Origin of the sequence: Pseudomonas sp. IT-P260, from assembly GCF_949768395.1 — a bacterium.
Classification (GTDB): domain Bacteria; phylum Pseudomonadota; class Gammaproteobacteria; order Pseudomonadales; family Pseudomonadaceae; genus Aquipseudomonas; species Aquipseudomonas parakoreensis.
Map to the genome: position 1 here is coordinate 92,859 of NZ_CATKPO010000002.1, position 17,974 is coordinate 110,832.

The 17,974-nt window shown below is 61.2% G+C and carries 23 protein-coding genes; 7 read left to right on the forward strand and 16 right to left on the reverse strand.

Translation table 11 applies throughout. The features are described from left to right. The first annotated feature begins 156 nt into the window (after positions 1–156). Positions 157–1,152, forward strand: a complete 996-nt coding sequence (locus ACM6HV_RS01475; RefSeq protein WP_041072913.1) for a sulfate ABC transporter substrate-binding protein — start codon at positions 157–159, stop codon at positions 1,150–1,152. A gap of 144 nt (positions 1,153–1,296) precedes the next feature. On the opposite strand, the gene ACM6HV_RS01480 is transcribed toward ACM6HV_RS01475, so the two are convergent. Further along, the gene (locus ACM6HV_RS01480; RefSeq protein ID WP_041072915.1) at positions 1,297–1,917 is read right to left on the reverse strand and encodes a DUF5666 domain-containing protein; all 621 of its coding nucleotides are present in this window, start codon (positions 1,915–1,917) and stop codon (positions 1,297–1,299) included. A gap of 243 nt (positions 1,918–2,160) precedes the next feature. Here ACM6HV_RS01480 and ACM6HV_RS01485 point away from each other — a divergent pair, with 243 nt between their 5' ends. Continuing rightward, positions 2,161–3,348, forward strand: a complete 1,188-nt coding sequence (locus ACM6HV_RS01485; protein WP_414903129.1) for an MFS transporter — start codon at positions 2,161–2,163, stop codon at positions 3,346–3,348. A 69-nt stretch (positions 3,349–3,417) separates the two neighbouring features. Here ACM6HV_RS01485 and ACM6HV_RS01490 read toward each other — a convergent pair whose 3' ends face one another. Together ACM6HV_RS01490 and ACM6HV_RS01495 are read right to left on the reverse strand one after the other, a co-directional pair. Continuing rightward, a complete protein-coding gene (locus ACM6HV_RS01490) occupies positions 3,418–3,822 on the reverse strand; it encodes a type II toxin-antitoxin system HicB family antitoxin (protein WP_086791488.1) in 405 nt (134 codons plus the stop codon). Next, positions 3,822–4,034, reverse strand: coding sequence for a type II toxin-antitoxin system HicA family toxin (locus tag ACM6HV_RS01495; protein ID WP_041072921.1), 213 nt, complete (start codon positions 4,032–4,034; stop codon positions 3,822–3,824). The genes ACM6HV_RS01490 and ACM6HV_RS01495 overlap by 1 nt, the downstream gene beginning before the upstream one ends. 307 nt (positions 4,035–4,341) lie before the next feature. Between ACM6HV_RS01495 and ACM6HV_RS01500 the strand changes: the two genes are divergently transcribed. The 3 genes from ACM6HV_RS01500 (at position 4,342) to ACM6HV_RS01510 (ending at position 6,353) form a co-directional block, all read left to right on the forward strand. Next, entirely contained in the window at positions 4,342–5,229 is an 888-nt protein-coding gene (locus ACM6HV_RS01500; RefSeq protein ID WP_414903132.1) for a LysR family transcriptional regulator, read from the forward strand. Positions 5,230–5,313: 84 nt separating this feature from the next. Beyond that, the gene (locus ACM6HV_RS01505; RefSeq protein WP_414903134.1) at positions 5,314–5,781 is read left to right on the forward strand and encodes a helix-turn-helix domain-containing protein; all 468 of its coding nucleotides are present in this window, start codon (positions 5,314–5,316) and stop codon (positions 5,779–5,781) included. After that, positions 5,778–6,353, forward strand: a complete 576-nt coding sequence (locus tag ACM6HV_RS01510; protein ID WP_414903136.1) for a PIN domain-containing protein — start codon at positions 5,778–5,780, stop codon at positions 6,351–6,353. The genes ACM6HV_RS01505 and ACM6HV_RS01510 overlap by 4 nt, the downstream gene beginning before the upstream one ends. Before the next feature lie 58 nt (positions 6,354–6,411). Here the strand turns inward: ACM6HV_RS01510 and ACM6HV_RS01515 are convergent, their stop codons facing one another. The 10 genes from ACM6HV_RS01515 to ccmA form a co-directional block, all read right to left on the reverse strand. Then, positions 6,412–6,816: a hypothetical protein gene (locus ACM6HV_RS01515; RefSeq protein ID WP_041072925.1), complete on the reverse strand. Its 405-nt coding sequence runs from the start codon at positions 6,814–6,816 to the stop codon at positions 6,412–6,414. A 27-nt stretch (positions 6,817–6,843) separates the two neighbouring features. Then, positions 6,844–8,046, reverse strand: a complete 1,203-nt coding sequence (gene ccmI / locus ACM6HV_RS01520; protein WP_041072926.1) for a c-type cytochrome biogenesis protein CcmI — start codon at positions 8,044–8,046, stop codon at positions 6,844–6,846. Then, the gene (locus ACM6HV_RS01525) at positions 8,043–8,513 is read right to left on the reverse strand and encodes a cytochrome c-type biogenesis protein (protein WP_041072928.1); all 471 of its coding nucleotides are present in this window, start codon (positions 8,511–8,513) and stop codon (positions 8,043–8,045) included. The genes ccmI and ACM6HV_RS01525 overlap by 4 nt, the downstream gene beginning before the upstream one ends. Continuing rightward, on the reverse strand, positions 8,510–9,046 hold the full coding sequence (locus ACM6HV_RS01530; RefSeq protein ID WP_041072930.1) for a DsbE family thiol:disulfide interchange protein: 537 nt from the start codon (positions 9,044–9,046) through the stop codon (positions 8,510–8,512). The genes ACM6HV_RS01525 and ACM6HV_RS01530 overlap by 4 nt, the downstream gene beginning before the upstream one ends. Further along, positions 9,043–11,031 carry a heme lyase CcmF/NrfE family subunit gene (locus ACM6HV_RS01535; RefSeq protein WP_414903139.1) on the reverse strand — a complete coding sequence of 663 codons (1,989 nt, stop codon included), beginning with the start codon at positions 11,029–11,031 and terminating at the stop codon, positions 9,043–9,045. Before ACM6HV_RS01535 ends, ACM6HV_RS01530 begins: the two co-directional genes overlap by 4 nt. A gap of 3 nt (positions 11,032–11,034) precedes the next feature. Further along, positions 11,035–11,490, reverse strand: a complete 456-nt coding sequence (gene ccmE / locus ACM6HV_RS01540; protein ID WP_041072935.1) for a cytochrome c maturation protein CcmE — start codon at positions 11,488–11,490, stop codon at positions 11,035–11,037. Beyond that, the gene (ccmD, locus tag ACM6HV_RS01545; protein ID WP_003222944.1) at positions 11,487–11,663 is read right to left on the reverse strand and encodes a heme exporter protein CcmD; all 177 of its coding nucleotides are present in this window, start codon (positions 11,661–11,663) and stop codon (positions 11,487–11,489) included. Before ccmD ends, ccmE begins: the two co-directional genes overlap by 4 nt. After that, positions 11,660–12,415 carry a heme ABC transporter permease gene (locus tag ACM6HV_RS01550; RefSeq protein ID WP_414903142.1) on the reverse strand — a complete coding sequence of 252 codons (756 nt, stop codon included), beginning with the start codon at positions 12,413–12,415 and terminating at the stop codon, positions 11,660–11,662. Before ACM6HV_RS01550 ends, ccmD begins: the two co-directional genes overlap by 4 nt. Before the next feature lie 78 nt (positions 12,416–12,493). After that, the gene (ccmB, locus tag ACM6HV_RS01555) at positions 12,494–13,162 is read right to left on the reverse strand and encodes a heme exporter protein CcmB (protein WP_003222942.1); all 669 of its coding nucleotides are present in this window, start codon (positions 13,160–13,162) and stop codon (positions 12,494–12,496) included. Next, positions 13,159–13,794 carry a cytochrome c biogenesis heme-transporting ATPase CcmA gene (gene ccmA, locus ACM6HV_RS01560; protein ID WP_047292581.1) on the reverse strand — a complete coding sequence of 212 codons (636 nt, stop codon included), beginning with the start codon at positions 13,792–13,794 and terminating at the stop codon, positions 13,159–13,161. The genes ccmB and ccmA overlap by 4 nt, the downstream gene beginning before the upstream one ends. A 197-nt stretch (positions 13,795–13,991) precedes the next feature. Here ccmA and ACM6HV_RS01565 point away from each other — a divergent pair, with 197 nt between their 5' ends. Continuing rightward, complete coding sequence (locus ACM6HV_RS01565; protein ID WP_414903145.1) at positions 13,992–15,572, forward strand: flagellar hook-length control protein FliK; 1,581 nt, start codon at positions 13,992–13,994, stop codon at positions 15,570–15,572. Next, the gene (locus tag ACM6HV_RS01570; protein ID WP_145593023.1) at positions 15,569–15,898 is read left to right on the forward strand and encodes an EscU/YscU/HrcU family type III secretion system export apparatus switch protein; all 330 of its coding nucleotides are present in this window, start codon (positions 15,569–15,571) and stop codon (positions 15,896–15,898) included. The genes ACM6HV_RS01565 and ACM6HV_RS01570 overlap by 4 nt, the downstream gene beginning before the upstream one ends. 105 nt (positions 15,899–16,003) lie before the next feature. Here the strand turns inward: ACM6HV_RS01570 and ACM6HV_RS01575 are convergent, their stop codons facing one another. The 3 genes from ACM6HV_RS01575 to ACM6HV_RS01585 form a co-directional block, all read right to left on the reverse strand. Beyond that, the gene (locus tag ACM6HV_RS01575) at positions 16,004–16,396 is read right to left on the reverse strand and encodes a DUF2802 domain-containing protein (protein ID WP_007961680.1); all 393 of its coding nucleotides are present in this window, start codon (positions 16,394–16,396) and stop codon (positions 16,004–16,006) included. Next, a complete protein-coding gene (locus ACM6HV_RS01580) occupies positions 16,397–16,882 on the reverse strand; it encodes a chemotaxis protein CheW (RefSeq protein WP_003222936.1) in 486 nt (161 codons plus the stop codon). 90 nt (positions 16,883–16,972) lie between these two features. Continuing rightward, a complete protein-coding gene (locus ACM6HV_RS01585; protein WP_414903148.1) occupies positions 16,973–17,905 on the reverse strand; it encodes a CheW domain-containing protein in 933 nt (310 codons plus the stop codon). Positions 17,906–17,974 lie beyond the last annotated feature (69 nt).

Here is a 17,974-nt window from a genome sequence, read left to right on the forward strand (position 1 = left end):
GACTATGCGTGCCCCGTTATAGTCAGTGGCAATTAAACATCACCCCCTGTAGGAGCTGCCGCAGGCTGCGATCTTTTGATCTTGATTCTCTAAAAACACAATCAAAAGATCGCAGCCTGCGGCAGCTCCTACACAAAACAAAACAAGGAATGCGCAGTGAAAAAACTCTTTGGCGCCTCACTTCTCGCCGCCGGTCTTGCCTTTGGCAGCGTGGCTCAAGCCGCACCGACCCTGCTCAACGTCTCCTATGACGTGATGCGCGATTTCTACAAGGACTACAACACTGCGTTCCAGAAACACTGGCAGGCCGAGCACAACGAAAACATCACCGTGCAGATGTCCTTCGGCGGTTCGAGCAAGCAGGCGCGTTCGGTGATCGACGGCCTGCCGGCTGACGTCATCACCATGAACATGGCCACCGACATCAACGCCCTCGCCGACAACGGCAAACTGGTGCCGGACAACTGGGTCACCCGCCTGCCGAACAACAGCGCGCCGTTCACCTCGGCCACCGTGTTCATCGTCCGCAAAGGCAACCCGAAAGCCCTGAAAGACTGGCCGGACTTGCTCAAGGACGGCGTGCAAGTGATCGTGCCGAACCCGAAAACCTCGGGCAACGGCCGCTACACCTACCTCTCGGCCTGGGGCTACGTGCTGAAGAATGGTGGTGACGAGAACAAGGCCAAAGACTTCGTCGGCAAACTGTTCAAGCAAGCGCCGGTGCTCGACACCGGTGGCCGCGCCGCGACCACCACGTTCATGACCAACCAGATCGGCGACGTGCTGGTGACCTTCGAGAACGAAGCCGAGATGATCGCTCGCGAGTTCGGTCGCGATCAGTTCGAAGTGATCTACCCAAGCGTCTCCGCCGAAGCCGAACCACCAGTGTCGGTGGTCGACAAAGTGGTCGACAAGAAAGGCACCCGCGCTGCGGCCGATGAATACCTGAAGTACCTGTGGTCGCCGGAAGGTCAGGAAATTGCTGCTGCCAACTACCTGCGTCCACGGGACCCGGCGGTGCTGGCGAAGTACACCGATCGTTTCCCGAAAGTCGACTTCCTGTCGGTTGAGAAGACCTTTGGCGACTGGCGTTCGGTGCAGAAGACCCACTTCAATGATGGCGGGATCTTTGATCAGATCTACAGCCAGTAAGATTTGGCGGACATGAAAAAGGCGACCTCAACAGGTCGCCTTTTTTGTGGCGACCCCCTGTAGGAGCTGCCGAAGGCTGCGATCTTTTGACTTTGATTTTAAAAACCAAGATCAAAAGATCGCAGCCTTCGGCAGCTCCTACAGTTACATCGGCGGCGTGACGCCGTCCTTGCCAGCGGAAATCGATTGCGCGGTCAGCGTGCCGTCCGCGCCTTGCGTGACGAACGTCACGATCTTCACCCCGACCTTGAGCAAACTCCGATCCCCTGGCATCAGGTTGACGATCGGCACATCCTCCGGCACCAGAATCTTCTGCTGCCCGCCCTTGTAGTTGACGGTCAGCACCCGGCCATTGCTCACCACCAGATCACCGACGCTGCCATTGGTCATGCTGCTGCCCTTGGCAAGGTCGAACGGCCGATGGCCGTCGCCGCTGCCGGCCAGTTCCGGCGGGAATACGTGCACTTCCAGCGCCTTGAGCGTGCCGTCCTCTTGCGGCATGGCCGCCGAGCCAATGTAACTGCCGGGTTTGATGTCCTCGATATTGGCCAAGGTGACGGCGCGCACTTTGGTGTCAGCGGTCAATTGAATCACCACGTTCTCGCCGCTGTTGACGTGGACTTTCAACGAGTCAGCGCTGACTCCGGTGATCTCGCCGCGTACGCCGATCCGCATCCCCGGGGCATCCGCAGCCTGTACTGCGCTGGCGCCAAGCAGACCGATCAGGACAATCGTGGTGGTGTGACGCAGCAGCCGACGCAACATGGCAATCCTCCGTTGGTAAACAGTTGAACAGCAGCGGTAAACATAAGCACGCTATCGAAGAAGATGTAAGTGAATGTATCATCGACACTCTCCGGCCGGACGCAAGGTTCGCCGATGGACGACACCGCGCTTGAAGCCAATCATTCCGCAACGGAATAACTGATATCGATACAAGGCTTCTACCGCCACGTCGGTGCGTCCCTTAGCCTCACCGCATTCCCTTTCGCTGGATCGAGAAACCTTATGAACGCTACAACTCACGCAATGACCCGAGGCATGGTGCTGCTGTTCGCCTTCTGCTGCGGTGCCATCGTCGCCAACATCTACTACGCGCAACCGATCATTGGTCTGATCGCACCGGACATCGGCCTCTCCGACACCATGGCCAGCTTCATCGTCTCGCTGACACAGATCGGTTATGCGCTGGGTCTGTTTTTCCTGGTGCCGCTGGGCGACCTGCTGGAAAACCGCCGGCTGATGATCATCACCACTGTAGTGGCGATTGCCAGCCTGCTCGGCGCGGCGTTCACCAGTCAGCCGAATGTGTTTTTGCTGATCTCGTTGCTGGTGGGCTTCAGTTCGGTGTCGGTGCAGATCCTGATTCCGCTGGCTGCACATCTGGCGCCGGAAGAATCCCGTGGCCGGGTAGTCGGCGGGATCATGGGTGGCTTGCTGCTGGGCATCCTGCTGGCAAGACCGGTATCGAGCGTCGTCGCTGACCATTTCGGCTGGCGCGCGATGTTCATGATTGCTGCGGCGTTGATGGCAGCGATCAGCGTGGTGCTGGCGCTGACCGTGCCCAAGCGTCAACCGGATCACAGCGCCACATACGGCCAACTGATCGGTTCATTGTGGACATTGCTGCGCCAGCAACCGGTACTGCGTCAGCGCGCGTTTTATCAGGGCTGCATGTTCGCCACCTTCAGCCTGTTCTGGACAGCGGTGCCACTGGAGCTGGCGCGTAACCATGGCCTGTCGCAGAGCGAGATCGCGATCTTCGCCCTGGTCGGCGCCATCGGTGCCATCGCCGCGCCGATCAGCGGACGCCTGGCGGACGCCGGCCACACCCGCGTCGCTTCGCTGCTGGCCATGCTGTTCGCCAGCCTGAGCTTCCTGCCCGCCTTCATCCACCCGGCCTACAGCGTCATCGGCCTGGCCGTGACCGGCGTAGTACTGGATTTCTGCGTGCAGATGAACATGGTCCTCGGCCAACGTGCGGTCTACTCGCTGGACGCCAAAAGCCGTGGTCGCCTGAATGCGCTGTACATGACCAGCATCTTCATCGGCGGCGCCTTCGGCTCGTCGGTCGCCAGTGCGGTGTATGAGCATGGCGGCTGGTTGTGGATCGTGATTGTCGGCAGCGCCTTCCCGCTGCTGGCGCTGGCGCGGTTTTTGAGTGCTTCGCAGCGTGGTTCATTGGCAACCGCTTAAGACGTCAAAAGCATCGCAAGCAGGTTCGCTCCCACAGGTTGTTCACCGGGCCCATGGGAGCGATGACGCTCAATACCGAACCAGTTTCTCCATCGCCGCATCCGCCAGAAACGAAGAGCGGCTTTTGACATTGTGTTCACGCACATAGCGATCGATGCGCTGGATCACATAGCCTGGCAACGTCACGTTGACCTTCTCGGTCTTGCCCATGTACGGCGAGATATCCAGCTCGAGCATCCCCCAGCCCATGTCGGCAAACTCCGGGTTATTGCGATGGGTCGCTGCCGACGTCGGCATGGGAATCGATTCGCCGTCTGCCGCCATCTCCTGCAGCATGAGATGGGCCACTTCAACGGCTGCGTTGTAAGCGTCCTCGAAGGTATCCCCAGCCGTGACGGCGCCGGGAATGTCGGGTATCTGAATACCGATGGCGGTGTCGTCGTCACCCCATTCGATGCAGATCGGATATTGCATTATGGATCTCCCTTGCAGCTGGCTGGCGGGTGGTACAACCCGGCACGCCTCCTGATGCTTTTGACCGTCCCCAGCGGCAAATCCTTTTTCGGGTGGGGAACGGGAATGGTGTACGGGTTGTAACGATGCCTGAAGATGTGATGACTGCCGGTGACTCGATCCAGCGTCCAGCCTGCCTCCTCCAGCTCCTTGATCAATAGCCTGCTTTGCACCTACCGCCTCCTTGCTCCGGCCGAATAAAAGTAACCCTAGAGTTATCTTTACTCAAGCACATGAATCTGCAGAACGACGTTCGGTTGTTTTACCGCATGTGATCGATGGCACAGTCTTGTCCACGGATTAAACTCAGCGACTCGCAAAGCTACATCCTGGCCAACACCCTGTTCCTCTGTGGGAGCGAGCCTGCTCGCGAAAGCAGTCTGATATTCAACAAATGTGCTGGCTGATCCGACGCCTTCGCGAGCAAGCTCGCTCCCACAGGGCTCCTCTGAATGCTTGAAGATTGCACAAGGATCTGAGATGGACCGCCTCGCCGCCATGGAAACCTTCGTCTGCGTCGTCGAAACCGGCTCGTTTTCCGCCGCCGCCCGACGGCTGAATATCGGCCAACCCGCCGTGTCGAAAACCATCGCTCAACTGGAGAAACGCCTGGCGGTCAGCCTGTTGCTGCGCTCGACCCGTGGCCTGACGCCGACCGAGGCCGGCCTGGCGTTTTTCGAGCGAGCCAGACGCGCCATCGACGAAGCCAATGAGGCCGATAACGCTGCCCGTGGCAGTGCCGGCGGTTTGCGCGGCAACCTGCGGATCAGCGCGGCGGTGACGTTCGGTCGCCTGCACGTCGTGCCGCAACTGGGGGCGTTTCTCGCTCAGCATCCGCACCTGAACATCGACCTGATGCTCGATGACCGCAACATCAATCTGGTCGAAGAAGGCATCGACGTCGCCCTGCGCATGGGCCCACTCAGTGACTCCAGTCTCACCGCGCGCAAAATCGCCGACTGCCGCCGCGTGGTGCTCGGCAGCCCGGCCTACTTCGCCCGCCACGGTGAGCCGTGCTGCCCGACCGATCTGGATCAGCATCAAGGCATTGTCTACAACCTCAGCGGCGGCGCCACCTGGACCTTCACCAAAGGCCGCGAACAGCAGACGCAAACCTTGACCGGCCGCCTGCGCGTCAGCGCCGCCGAAGGTTTGCGCGCAGCCGTGCTGGCCGATCAGGGCCTGACCATCGCCTCGCAATGGATGTTCGCCCCGGAGCTGGCAAGCGGCGCGGTCAGGGCGGTGATGGATGATTGGCGTTTGCCGGATCAGGATTTGTGGGCGGTGTTCCCCACGGGGCGGATGGTCAGTGCGAAGGCGCGGGCGTTTGTGGAGTACATGGAAAATTTGCTGACACACCTGAACTGAACCGGCTTCTGTTTCGTTTATTGCGATTTTCGTTTAATTCGAATAACGTTCCAGCATCTTCTCTTCAAAATGCTGGAATTCATTATGTCGATCGTCCTTCACCCCTCTCTCAACCTCCCGGTGGAGCGCGAAGTCAAAGCCGCAATTGAAGGCAAACGCGCGCTCGCCGCCTACCTGGCGACCCAATTCGAAACCCAGCACATCCAGATTTTCGACCAACAGAACCAGGCGCATCAGGTCGAGCTGCCGACCTCGGCATTACAACTGCTGATGGATATTCTGGCGGCGCTGGCCGAGGGTAACGCGGTCAAAGTCGTACCGGTGCACGCCGAACTGACCACTCAGGAAGCCGCCGACCTGCTCAATGTCTCACGCCCGCACCTGATAAAACTGCTGGAAAGTGGCGAGTTGTCCTACCACAAAACCGGCAAGCACCGACGTGTGCGTTTCGCCGATTTGATGGACTATAAAACCCGGCGCGACACCGCCAGCGAGCAGGCAATGGCGCTTCTCGCGGAGCAGGCACAGGCGTTAAGGACAGGATACGAGTGAGGCATTCACCTTTCACCGCTGTATACGATGCATGTGTTTTGTACCCCGCCCCATTGAGAGACTTCCTGATGTGGCTCGCGCTATCGGGGCGATTTCGGGCCCGATGGACTCAGCAGATTCACCGCGAATGGAAACGCAATTTATTGAAAAACCGAACCGATCTGACGATAGAGCAACTGGATCGCACGTCCGAGCTTATGGATCGTGCGATCCCGGATGCCTGTGTCTACGATTTTGAAGACCTGATCACCGGACTTTCCTTACCCGATACCAACGACCGCCATGTTCTGGCCGCAGCCATACGCTGTGGTGCAGGGGTGATCGTGACGTTCAACCTGAAAGATTTTCCCGATACCTGCCTCGCCCCCTATGGCCTCGAGGCCCAACACCCTGATGAGTTTGTCGAAAACCTGTTTCACCTTGATCAGGCAGTTGTTATCGCTGCAGCGCAACGGCAGCGCCAACAACTTAAATTGCCGCCGATAGCCGTTGAGCCGTTTCTGGATCTTTTGCAGCGACAGGGATTGGTTGAGTCAGTTCGGGCGCTAAGCGCCTATCGTGCGATTCTCTGAATAATCATTTTGTGAACACCAGACAAAAAAACGGCGATCCAGAGATCGCCGTTTTTCATTACTGCCCGAACTGTTTGCCCAATCCCGGCGGTACGCCGTGGATATCGGTGTCTTCCCACGGGCCGTTGGGGCTGATTGAGCGGGTCCAGCCGTTGTTCCAGCGGAAGTAGGTGCGCTGGCGGTAGAAGGTGTTGGGCTGGTCATCGAGGACGTAGACGCCGAGCTTCTGGTCCCAGTGGCTGTTGCCGCCCGGTGGCGGGGCGAAGCTGGCCGAGGTGCGTGGCACCGGTTTGGACGGTTTGGCCGGGATGCTTTTTCCGGGTGTCGGCGAGGTCGACGGGGTCGGGCTCGGTTGTGACGGCGGGATGGGTGGCAGGTTGGTGGTCGGTTCCGGTCGGTGCACCGCACATGCGCTCATGCTCAAGGCCAATGTAATGACGGTGATGCGGGCGAGGCTGTGCATGGCGGTGCTTTCCTGTGGGTTCCGGGGTTATTGGTCCGGGCTGTCGATGGTCAGTGTTTGCGGCGCGGTGGTGCTGCTGGCCAGCGGGCCGCTGCGACCCACCCACTCCCCGGCGGTCGGTTGACCGGCGCGGGAGATGCGCGCAACCAGTTGGACTTCAGGAAAGTTCGACAGTTTCAACTGCGGCATCATCGCGTCGGCATCGCCCAGTTCGACGGTCACCGGCAGGTCCGCCACGGTCAGGCGCTTGGCCGCCAGCGGTGCCGGTGGGCCGGAAACGGCGCGGGCGAAGATGAACACGCTGTCGCCCGGTTGCACCTTGCCTTTGAGTTCGCTGGCCAGATCGACGCGCACCTTGAGCAGTGCGGCAACCTTGGCGGCCGGTGCGGCGGCGACCTTGCCGCCGCTGGCTTCAAGCCGTTCGGTGGCGCGGTTGATGCCGCCCTGCAGGGCTTCGCGGGACTTGTCGTTCTCTGGCAATTGCGCCAGCAAGCGATTCCAATAGTCGATGGCCTGCTGATAACGCTCGCCTTCGAACGCGGCGATACCGAGCAGGCCAAGGCTGGTGACTTCTTTCGGGTCGGCTTTCAGCGCTTCGTCGGTCAGGGCCTGGATTTTGTCCGACCACTTCTTGCCATCGGCAAAATACTGCGCCTGTGCCCACTGACCGAGCAGCTCCGGCTGGCGACCGGCAAGGTTGGCGGCGCGTTCGAACATCTTCGCCGCGTCCGCCGGGCGATCCTGGGCCATGTAGGTGCGACCGAGGAAGTACAGACCTTCCGCCGAATCCGGTTGCGCGGCGACGGCTCGTTCCAGACGCCGGGTCATCTCTTCCATCGACTGCGGCGCCTGGGCGAACTCGCGGGTCAGCTCGACCTTGTCCGCAGCACCGAAATGCAGGTACAGACCCAGGCCCAACACCGGCACCAGCACCGCGGCCAACAACGGCAACGGCTTGCCCAGTTTCGACACACGCGGTGCGGCAACGCCCTCGGTATCGGCGAGCAGTTCACGCGCCGCTTCCGCACGACCGCTGTCCATTTGCGCCGCATCGAGCACGCCTTCGGCCTGCTGCGCTTGCAGCTCGGCGACGCGTTCCTGATACAGCGCGACGTTCAGGGCAGTTCGATCCTCTTCACGCTGGGCGCGACGGCCACGCAAAACCGGAATCAGCAGAAAACTCAGGGCGACCAGAAGCAACAGCCCTGCGGCAAGCCAGAAATCAATCATTCTTGGTTTTTATCCAACAGTTGGTCGAGGCGCTGACGTTCTTCGGTGGACAGCGATGACGGGGTTTCGGCGCGCTGACCGCGACGACGGCGCACGATCAGCACAATCACCACCAGACCGCCAAGCAGCAACCCGGCCGGGCCGAACCACAGCAGTGCAGTCTTGGCGTTGAGCGCCGGTTTGTAGCGGACGAAATCACCGTAGCGATCAACCATGAAATCGATGATCTGCTGATTGTCCTTGCCCTCGCCGAGCATGCGGAAAATCTCTTTGCGCAGATCTGCGGCAATCGGTGCGTTGGAGTCGGCGATGTCCTGGTTCTGGCACTTGGGGCAGCGCAGTTCCTTGGTCAACTCGCGGAAACGCTCGCGATCGCCTTCCTTGGCGAACTCGTAGGTGTCAATCGCGGCGTGGGCCACACCGGCCAGACTCAAACCCAAGACCACGGCAGCCATAAAACGCTTCATGGCTTGGCCTCATCGACCAGCGCCTGGTATTTGGCTGCGAGTTTTTCGCGCCAGACCTGTTCGTCGATCACCCCGACGTACTTGTCGCGGATGATGCCCTTGGCGTCGATGAAGAAGGTTTCCGGCGCGCCGTACACGCCGAGGTTCAGACCCAGCGAACCTTCGTCGTCACGGATGTCCAGCAGGTACGGGTTGTGGAATTCGGCCAGCCACTTCAACGCATCGGCGTTGGTGTCCTTGTAGTTGATGCCGTAGATCACCACGCCACGCTCGGCCAGCTTGTTCAGCACCGGGTGCTCGACCCGGCAGGAAATGCACCAGGTGCCCCAGACGTTGACCAGTGCCGGTTTGCCGAGGATGTCGGCCTTGGTCAGGGTCTTGTCGCCCTGCACATTCGGCAGGCTGAATTCCGGGAAGGGCTTGTTGATCATCGCCGACGGCAGTTCCGCCGGATCGAGGTACAGACCGCGATAAAGAAACACCGCCACCAGCAGGAAAATCGCCAGGGGTACCAGCATCAACCAACGTCTCATGCAGCCGCTCCTTGCAGGCCGAGGGCTTCACGCACCCGGGCTTTGACCTTGACTCGATAACGCCGATCCAGCGCCGCCAGCAATCCGCCCAGACCGGTCAGCAGACCACCAAACCAGATCCAGCGCACGAACGGTTTGACGTGAACCCGCACCGCCCACGCGCCGTTTTCCAGCGGCTCGCCCAAGGCGACATAGAGATCGCGAGTGAAACCGGCGTCGATCCCGGCCTCGGTCATCATCGAACTCTGCACGGTGTACAGGCGTTTTTCCGGGTGCAACACGCTGACTTCCTTGCCATCGCGGATCACCCGGATGGTGCCCTTGTCGGAGGTGAAGTTCGGCCCTTCAAAGTGCTTGGCGCCTTCGAAGATGAAGTGATAACCGGCCAGGTCCATCGACTCGCCCGGCGCCAGACGCAGGTCGCGTTCGGCACTGTTCTGGCTCGACAGCACTACACCGAGGGCGCACACGGCGATGCCCAAATGCGCGATCTGCATGCCCCAGTAGCTGCGGGTCAGAGTTGGCAGACCTTTGATCAGGCCCTTGTGGCGAGTCTTGTCGAAGATGTCGCGCACACCGGCGAGCAACACCCACGCGGCGAGCAGGAACGTCGCGATCACCGCCCAGTTGAAATCGCCGTAAGCGACACCAGCCACCACGGCCAATGCGACGCTGCCGAGCAGCACCGGGGTCAGCATGTTCGCCAGCCACTTCACCGGGGTGTCTTTCCAGCGCACGATCACGCCGACCGCCATCACCAGCATCAGCAACGCCATCAGCGGGATGAACAGCGCGTTGAAATACGGCGGGCCGACCGAGAGCTTGGCGCCGCTGATCGCATCGAGAATCAGCGGATACAGGGTGCCGAGCAGGATCATCGACGCCGCCACCACCAGCACCAGGTTGTTGCCCAGCAGCAGGGTTTCCCGTGACCACAGGTTGAAGCCGACCTGGCTCTTGACCACCGGCGCACGCAACGCAAACAGCGTCAGCGAACCGCCGACCACGAACAGCAGGAAGATCAGGATGAACACGCCGCGTTCAGGATCGGAGGCAAACGCGTGCACCGAAGTCAGCACGCCGGAACGCACGAGGAACGTGCCAAGCAGGCTCAGCGAGAACGCGGCAATCGCCAGCAACACCGTCCAGCTCTTGAACACCCCACGTTTTTCCGTGACGGCCAGCGAGTGGATCAGCGCGGTGCCGACCAGCCATGGCATGAACGAGGCGTTTTCCACCGGGTCCCAGAACCACCAGCCGCCCCAGCCGAGTTCGTAGTAAGCCCACCACGAACCGAGGGTGATGCCGATGCCGAGAAACGCCCAGGCGACAATCGTCCACGGCCGCGACCAGCGCGCCCAAGCAGCATCAAGACGACCACCGAGCAGTGCGGCGATGGCGAAGGCGAAGGCTACCGAGAACCCCACATAACCCATATAGAGCATCGGCGGATGCACGATCAGGCCGATGTCCTGCAGCAGCGGATTGAGGTCACGACCATCCGCCGGAATCTGCGGCAGGATCCGCGAAAACGGGTTGGAGGTGAGGATCAGAAACAGCAGGAAGCCGGTGCTGATCATGCCCATCACCGCCAGCACCCGGGCGAGCATGACTTGCGGCAACTGCCGGGAGAACACCGATACGGCGAAGGTCCAGCCACCGAGGATCAACGCCCACAGCAGCAGCGACCCTTCGTGGGCGCCCCATACCGCGCTGAACTTGTAGTACCACGGCAAGGCGCTGTTGGAGTTCATCGCCACGTAACCGACCGAAAAATCGTCGGTCATGAACGCGTAGGTCAGGCAACCGAAGGCAAACAGCAGGAACGCAAACTGGCCCCACGCCGCCGGCTGGGCCAGGCCCATCCACAGACGGTCGCCGCGCCACGCACCGAGCAGCGGCACCACGGCCTGCACCAATGCGAAACACAGCGCCAGAATCATCGCCAGATGGCCGAGCTCGGGAATAAACAGTGCAGACGTCATCAATCAACCCTCCTTCGCTGGGGTCGGTGCAGATTGACCGCTGTCTTTCAGCGCTTTGGTCACTTCCGGCGGCATGTACTTCTCGTCGTGCTTGGCCAGCACTTCATCGGCGACTACCACGCCATCGGCGTTGAGCTTGCCCAGGGCGACGATGCCCTGCCCTTCGCGGAACAGATCCGGGAGGATCCCGCGGTAGGTGATGGTCACGGCTTTGTTGAAGTCGGTGACGACGAATTTGACGTCCAGCGAGTCCGGCGAACGCTGCAGCGAGCCCTTCTCGACCATGCCGCCGGCGCGGATGCGCGTGTCGTGCGGCGCTTCGCCGTTGGCGATCTGGGTCGGCGTGTAAAACAGGTTGATGTTTTCCTGCAGGGCGCTGAGGGCCAGGCCGACAGCAGCGCCGACCCCGACCAGGATCGCCAGAATGAGGGTCAGACGTTTTTTGCGCAGCGGATTCACTTGCCGTTCTCCCGGCGCAGACGACGCGCCTCTTGTTGCAGATAGCGCTTGCGGGCCGCAATCGGTGCGACCACGTTGAGGATCAGCACCGCCAGACAGATGCCGTAGGCCGACCAGACGTACAGGCCGTGGTGGCCCATGGCGAGAAAGTCGCCGAATGAAGCGAAACTCATCGCGCGGCCTCCAGGCTGTTCTGCACTTCTTCTTTGACCCAGCTGGCGCGCGCTTCGCGCTTGAGTACTTCAAGGCGCATGCGCAGCAACAGCACGGCACCGAAGAAGCAGTAGAACCCCAGCACCGTCAGCAACAGCGGCAGCCACATTTCAGCGGGCATCGCCGGTTTTTCCGTGAGGGTGAAGGTCGCGCCCTGATGCAGGGTGTTCCACCACTCCACCGAGTACTTGATGATCGGAATGTTGATCACCCCGACGATCGCCAGCACGGCGCAGGCCTTGGCGGCGCTGTCGCGGTTGCTGATGGCGTTGCCCAGCGCGATCACCCCGAAATACAGGAACAGCAGAATCAGCATCGACGTCAGCCGCGCATCCCAGACCCACCACGAGCCCCAGGTCGGCTTGCCCCAGATCGCCCCGGTGACCAGCGCCACGGCGGTCATCCACGCGCCGATCGGCGCCGCGCATTGCAGGGCGACGTCGGCCAGTTTCATTTTCCACACCAGCCCGACCACGCCGCACACCGCCAGCATCACGTAGATCGACTGCGCGAGCATCGCCGCCGGCACGTGAATATAGATGATGCGAAAGCTGTTGCCCTGCTGATAGTCCGGCGGCGCGAAGGCCAGGCCCCAGACGACGCCAACGCTGATCAGCAGCAACGCTGCGATGCTCAACCACGGCAGGAACTTGCTGCTGATGCCGTAGAACCACTTGGGCGAGCCGAGCTTGTGAAACCAGGTCCAGTTCATACTGTTTCCATCACGGGTGCCGCTCATCGGTGTGAGCAGTCTCAGGGTCTTTGCTGGTTAAATTTTAACCAGACCTCATTATTCGCCGACGCTGATCTTCAGGCCAGCCGCTATTGCAAAAGGTGTCAGGGTGATCGCCAGGGCGGTCAGGCTACCCAGCCACAGCAGATACCCGGTCGCCGGCATGCCTTGCAAGGCGGCCTGCAAGGCGCCACTGCCAAGGATCAACACCGGGATGTACAACGGCAGAATCAGCAACGCCAGCAACAGGCCGCCGCGTTTCAGACCAACCGTCAGCGCCGCACCCACCGCGCCAAGCAAGCTCAGCACCGGGGTACCCAGCAGTAACGACAACAGCAACACCGGCAGGCAGGCGACCGGCAGACCGAGCATCAACGCCAGCAACGGCGAGAGCAGAACCAGTGCAAGTCCCGAGAACAGCCAGTGTGCCAGCACCTTGGCCAGCACCAGTAGGGGCAGCGGGTGCGGCGAAAGGACCCACTGTTCCAGGGAGCCATCTTCGAAATCACTGCGAAACAATCCGTCCAGCGAAAGCAGGACCGACAACAGCGCGGCCACCCAGACTAACCCCGGGGACAGGTTTTGCAAGACTTGAGTTTCCGGGCCGACGGCCAGCGGGAACAAAGCGATGACGATGGCGAAGAAAATCAGCGGATTGGCCAGTTCCGCCGGGCGACGAAACAGCAGGCGGGACTCACGGGCAACCAGCAGGCCGAACACACTCATACTGCCCAGTTCCCCAGATCGATATCGCGATAACCGGCCGGCATCCGGCTCAGCGTGTGGTGCGTGGTCAGCACCACCAGACCGCCGCGCTCGCAGTGCCCGGCCAGGTGCTCTTCAAGTTGCGCCACGCCCTGTTTGTCGAGCGCAGTGAACGGCTCGTCAAGAATCCACAGCGGCGGGCTGTCCAGATACAGCCGCGCCAGTGCCACGCGGCGTTGCTGACCGGCGGACAGGGTGTGGCAGGGAACATCTTCGAAACCGCGCAATCCTACGGCAGCCAATGCTTGCCAGATCGCCTCGCGCGCGGCGGGCCGATGCAGGGCGCAGAGCCAGGACAGGTTCTCTTCCGGGGTCAGCAGATCCTTGATCCCGGCGGCGTGACCGATCCACAACAGGTTGCGCGCCAGTTCGCTCGGTTGTGCGGTCAAAGGCTGACCGTTGAGCAGCACCTGACCGCTGGTCGGCTGCATCAACCCGGACAACAGGCGCAGCAGGCTGGTCTTGCCGCTGCCGTTGGGGCCGCTGATCTGCACCATATCGCCACTGGCCAGTCGCAATTCGAGATTTTCGAAGAGCAGCCGCAGGTCTCGCTCGCAGGCAAGGGCAACGGTTTGCAGGACAGGACTGGTCAAGGGATCACGGGCCTTATACGGTTCAAGTCGGCTCTGGCGCGGCCGTTAAAGAGATGCAGGATAAATGCAATGACGGTGCGAAGCAGAGAGCTGGATCAAACAATTGCTATGTTTTCTGAACGAAGCGCAAGACGCGCGGCATTATACATGCCGTGCCTTACTCCCAAGAGCGCAATTTCCTCAGGTTGTGTCCGCGTATGACAGGCGAAATGAACATCCTCCCGCTTCCGCCCACCACCCCGGCGAACACGCGCCCGCTGGTGATGAGCGGTGAGTTGCTCAAGCTGCTGACCCCGGTCGAAGGCTTGATCGGTGCCGGGCAAAGCGCTCAGGCCGAGGTGTTGTCACTCAAACAGGCGGATCAGACTTTTCAACTGCTGCTCAAGGTGACCGTCGACGGCGGCCGCCAGACCACCGTACAAGCCAGCAGCAACCTGCCGTTGCCGACCGGCACCAACCTGGCGGTTACTCAGCCATCGGCGGGCAATCTGGCAATCACCGTGCAGCAGGCCATCGCCAGCAGCGTCGCCGCCCTCACCCGCATCGACACCGCGCAATTGCCGGTCGGCACACTGCTGCAAGGCAAGGTGCTGACCTCGCAGACACTGCCGCAAGTGCCGGGGCAGCCGACGGTGTACCGCTCGCTGGTGAGTCTGCTCAACACTGCTCAAAGTGGCGCCACACTGGACATCGACAGCCCGACGCCGCTGCGCATCGGCACCCTGCTTTCGGCACTGGTCGAAGACTCGCAAACCCTCAAGTTCGTGCCATTGAGCAGCCGTCAGGAGCAATTGGCGGTGAGCCAGCAACTGCTCAGCCAGCAGAGTCGCCAAGGCTCGCTGGACGGTTTGCTTAATGCTTTGCAAAACCTGCCGAGCGACGATGATCAGACCTCGCAGGATCTGCGCGCTGCCGTCGTGCGTCTGCTTGCCAATCTGCCCGATGTGCAGCAGATGAGCAGCGCCAAAGGCGTGGCCCTGGCCCTGGCCAACAGTGGCGCCTTCCTCGAAGCCAAATTGCTCAGCGGACAGAATCCGGCACTGGCCCCGGACATGAAAGCCGATCTGCTCAAACTGATCGCGCAACTGTCCCCGGGTGTGCCGGGCAATGCCAGTTTCAACGCGATCATCGCCGCCAACACCCTGGCGCAAGCGCTGCCGAGTTTCGTGCGCAACGCCCTCGGCACCCTCGGCCAGGTCAGCGCCAAACCCGTGCCGAGCAGTTTCCCGCTGCCCGACCGCCTGCTGCAAAGCCAGGACGGCGAAGGCGATCTGGAACATCTGCTGCGCCTCGCCGCCGCAGCCGTGTCGCGCCTGCAAAGCCATCAGTTGTCGAGTCTGGAACAGACCGGAGTCACCGATGACGGCCGCTTGCTCAGCACCTGGCAGCTGGAAATCCCCATGCGTAACCTGCAGGACATCGTGCCGTTGCAGGTCAAGTTCCAGCGCGAAGAAGCGCCGGAAAGAGAACCGCAACCCAACGAACGCCGCGACGAGCGCGAGCCCAAACAGCAACTGTGGCGCGTCGATCTGGCCTTCGACATGGAGCCGTTGGGGCCGATGCAAATTCAGGCGCAGCTGATTGCCGGCAGCCTGTCGAGTCAGCTCTGGGCCGAGCGCCCGTACACCGCCGACCTGATCGAAACCAACCTGTTCGCGCTGCGCCAGCGTCTGCTTGATCGCGGGCTGAACGTCGGTGATCTCGACTGCCACCTCGGCACCCCGCCGCAAGGCAATCAAACCCGTCTCGAACACCGCTGGGTCGACGAAACCGCATGAATGATTCCACTGTTCCACGCCAGGCCATCGCCCTCAAATACGACGGCAACCACGCCCCGACCCTCACCGCCAAGGGCGACGAAGAACTGGCCGAAGAAATCCTGCGGATTGCCCGCGACTGTGAAGTGCCGATCTATGAAAACGCCGAGCTGGTGCGGCTGTTGGCGCGAATGGAGCTGGGCGACAGCATCCCCGAGGAGCTGTACCGCACGATTGCCGAGATCATCGCGTTTGCGTGGAATCTGAAGGGGAAATTCCCCGAGGGACAGGATCCGGATGCGCCGATGATGGAGAAGGACGTTACCGAACGCGGGGATGATTACTGAGACTTCCAAGACGCCTTCGCGAGCAGGCTCGCTCCCACATTAAACCGTGATCGAATGTGGGAGCGAGCCTGCTCGCGAATGGCTATTTCAGCCTGATCGCAATGATCAGCTTCTGTGCAGCTTGCGCATCAACTCCGCCTCAGCCTGGGTCAAGCCGCAGGACTGAGTCAGCTCATCGACGCTCGCGCCCATGCCCACCAGTTTCGCCGCCTGGGCGAACGACAGGCTCGACGGGTCGCGCTGTTCCAGCGCCACAATCTTGTCCGGCAACGGACCGACGACCGAGCGCAGCTCGTGCAGGGCTTCGCCCATGCGCACGTTGCCGTTCTGGTAGTCGTCGACGCGCTTGGCCAGGTCCTTGATGCGCTGATCACGCAGCGCATCGCCCTGAGCCTGTTGCGCCGCGATCACCCGCTGCGCCTTGATGTACGCCAGAAACATTGCCAGCGTGCCTGCCCAGAACAGAAACAGGACAATGACCGCAACTTCGAGAATCAATCAGATGCTCTCCAGTTCCGACCATTCTTCTTCGCTCATCATCTTGTCCAGCTCGACCAGGATCAGCAACTCGTTGTTCTTGTTGCACACGCCCTGGATGAACTTGGCCGACTCTTCGTTGCCGACGTTCGGCGCGGTCTCGATTTCCGACTGACGCAGGTAAACCACTTCAGCCACGCTGTCGACCATGATCCCGACCACTTGCTTGTCGGCTTCGATGATGACGATACGGGTGTTGTCGCTGATCTCGCCGCTGTTCAGGCCGAAGCGCTGACGGGTGTCGATCACGGTGACCACGTTACCGCGCAGGTTGATGATGCCCAGCACGTAGCTTGGCGCACCCGGTACCGGAGCGATTTCGGTGTACCGCAGGACTTCCTGAACGCGCATCACGTTGATGCCGTAGGTTTCGTTGTCCAGCTTGAAGGTCACCCATTGCAGGATCGGATCTTCAGAACCTTTTGCATTCGTCGCCTGACTACTCATACCCTGACCCCTCGAAAAAACCGCACTGGGCGGTGTGTGTTCTGTGTGGAGGCATTGAACAATGCCTTCGCCTGACTGTTATGTCGGCTGCTATGTCGATTTATGTAGCGGCTTGTGGCCGCCCAAGTGCTTTGCCCCGCCGCTGGCGATCAACTCGGCCAGCGCGGCTACATCAAGTAATGCACACATGTGCTCTATCACCGTGCCGGCGAGCCATGGCCGCTGACCCCGGTGACTTCTCCATTTGATTTCATTCGGATCCAGACGCAACGAACGGCTGACCTGATGCACCGCCAGGCCCCATTCGTAACCTTGTACCGAAATCACGTACTGCAGGCCCTGACGGAAGTCATCGCGATAGCGATCCGGCATGACCCAACGCGCGGTGTCCAAGACTTTCAGATTGCCGGCCTGGCTCGGCAGAATCCCGAGGAACCATTCCGGCTGCCCGAACAGCGGCGTCAACTCGTGGCCGGCCAGCGAATAGATCGAACCGAGGCACACCAGCGGCACCGCCAGCGTCAGCCCGGCAACATCGAACAACAGGCACTCGAACGCTTCGGCAGCCCAGGCCGGTCGGCCATCGGTGTCCACCGGGGGTGGCGTGTTGCTCGGTGGCAAGTGCACTTCGACCACCGGCGGTACCCGCGTCTGCTCGACGGGTGCCACCGGCGCCGGTTCAGCCACGACCGGTTCCGGCGCGGTTTTCAGCAATTGGGTTTGTAGCAGCGGTGCGAGTGTCGAAACCGGCGCGCGCGGCGGCTCGGCTTCTTCGATCAACGCCACCGGTGCTTTGGCAACGGGCGCCACGGCAGGCGCGGCAACCGGCTTCACAACCTTCTGCGCATCACGCGCCTGCTCTTCCAGCACCGCAGCCTGGAACTCATCCAGCGCTTCGGTACTTTCGACCACCTCGACCGGCGCCTCGACCGGCAACTCATCAGGGATTTCCTGCAGCAAGCTATCCAGATAGGACTGCAACGCCAACTGCGGCTTCGACGTCAACTTGATCGGGCGGTTCATCGGTCAACAGCGCCAGACAGGGAAACCGCGTCGCCTGCTTCGCGAGCAGGCTCGCTCCCACAGGTTTTG

Bases quoted from the DNA above. Each gene is read 5' to 3' on its own strand.
- ACM6HV_RS01500 (WP_414903132.1), top strand. From the start codon at position 4,342: ATGGACCGCCTCGCCGCCATGGAAACCTTCGTCTGCGTCGTCGAAACC.
- ACM6HV_RS01480 (WP_041072915.1), bottom strand. From the start codon at position 1,917: ATGTTGCGTCGGCTGCTGCGTCACACCACCACGATTGTCCTGATCGGT.
- ACM6HV_RS01505 (WP_414903134.1), top strand. From the start codon at position 5,314: ATGTCGATCGTCCTTCACCCCTCTCTCAACCTCCCGGTGGAGCGCGAA.
- ACM6HV_RS01570 (WP_145593023.1), top strand. From the start codon at position 15,569: ATGAATGATTCCACTGTTCCACGCCAGGCCATCGCCCTCAAATACGAC.
- ACM6HV_RS01550 (WP_414903142.1), bottom strand. From the start codon at position 12,415: ATGAACTGGACCTGGTTTCACAAGCTCGGCTCGCCCAAGTGGTTCTAC.
- ccmD (WP_003222944.1), bottom strand. From the start codon at position 11,663: ATGAGTTTCGCTTCATTCGGCGACTTTCTCGCCATGGGCCACCACGGC.
- ccmI (WP_041072926.1), bottom strand. From the start codon at position 8,046: ATGATTGATTTCTGGCTTGCCGCAGGGCTGTTGCTTCTGGTCGCCCTG.
- ccmB (WP_003222942.1), bottom strand. From the start codon at position 13,162: ATGAGTGTGTTCGGCCTGCTGGTTGCCCGTGAGTCCCGCCTGCTGTTT.
- ACM6HV_RS01580 (WP_003222936.1), bottom strand. From the start codon at position 16,882: ATGAGTAGTCAGGCGACGAATGCAAAAGGTTCTGAAGATCCGATCCTG.
- ACM6HV_RS01585 (WP_414903148.1), bottom strand. From the start codon at position 17,905: ATGAACCGCCCGATCAAGTTGACGTCGAAGCCGCAGTTGGCGTTGCAG.
- ACM6HV_RS01490 (WP_086791488.1), bottom strand. From the start codon at position 3,822: ATGCAATATCCGATCTGCATCGAATGGGGTGACGACGACACCGCCATC.
- ACM6HV_RS01515 (WP_041072925.1), bottom strand. From the start codon at position 6,816: ATGCACAGCCTCGCCCGCATCACCGTCATTACATTGGCCTTGAGCATG.
- ACM6HV_RS01565 (WP_414903145.1), top strand. From the start codon at position 13,992: ATGACAGGCGAAATGAACATCCTCCCGCTTCCGCCCACCACCCCGGCG.
- ACM6HV_RS01530 (WP_041072930.1), bottom strand. From the start codon at position 9,046: ATGAGACGTTGGTTGATGCTGGTACCCCTGGCGATTTTCCTGCTGGTG.
- ACM6HV_RS01535 (WP_414903139.1), bottom strand. From the start codon at position 11,031: ATGACGTCTGCACTGTTTATTCCCGAGCTCGGCCATCTGGCGATGATT.
- ACM6HV_RS01525 (WP_041072928.1), bottom strand. From the start codon at position 8,513: ATGAAGCGTTTTATGGCTGCCGTGGTCTTGGGTTTGAGTCTGGCCGGT.
- ACM6HV_RS01485 (WP_414903129.1), top strand. From the start codon at position 2,161: ATGAACGCTACAACTCACGCAATGACCCGAGGCATGGTGCTGCTGTTC.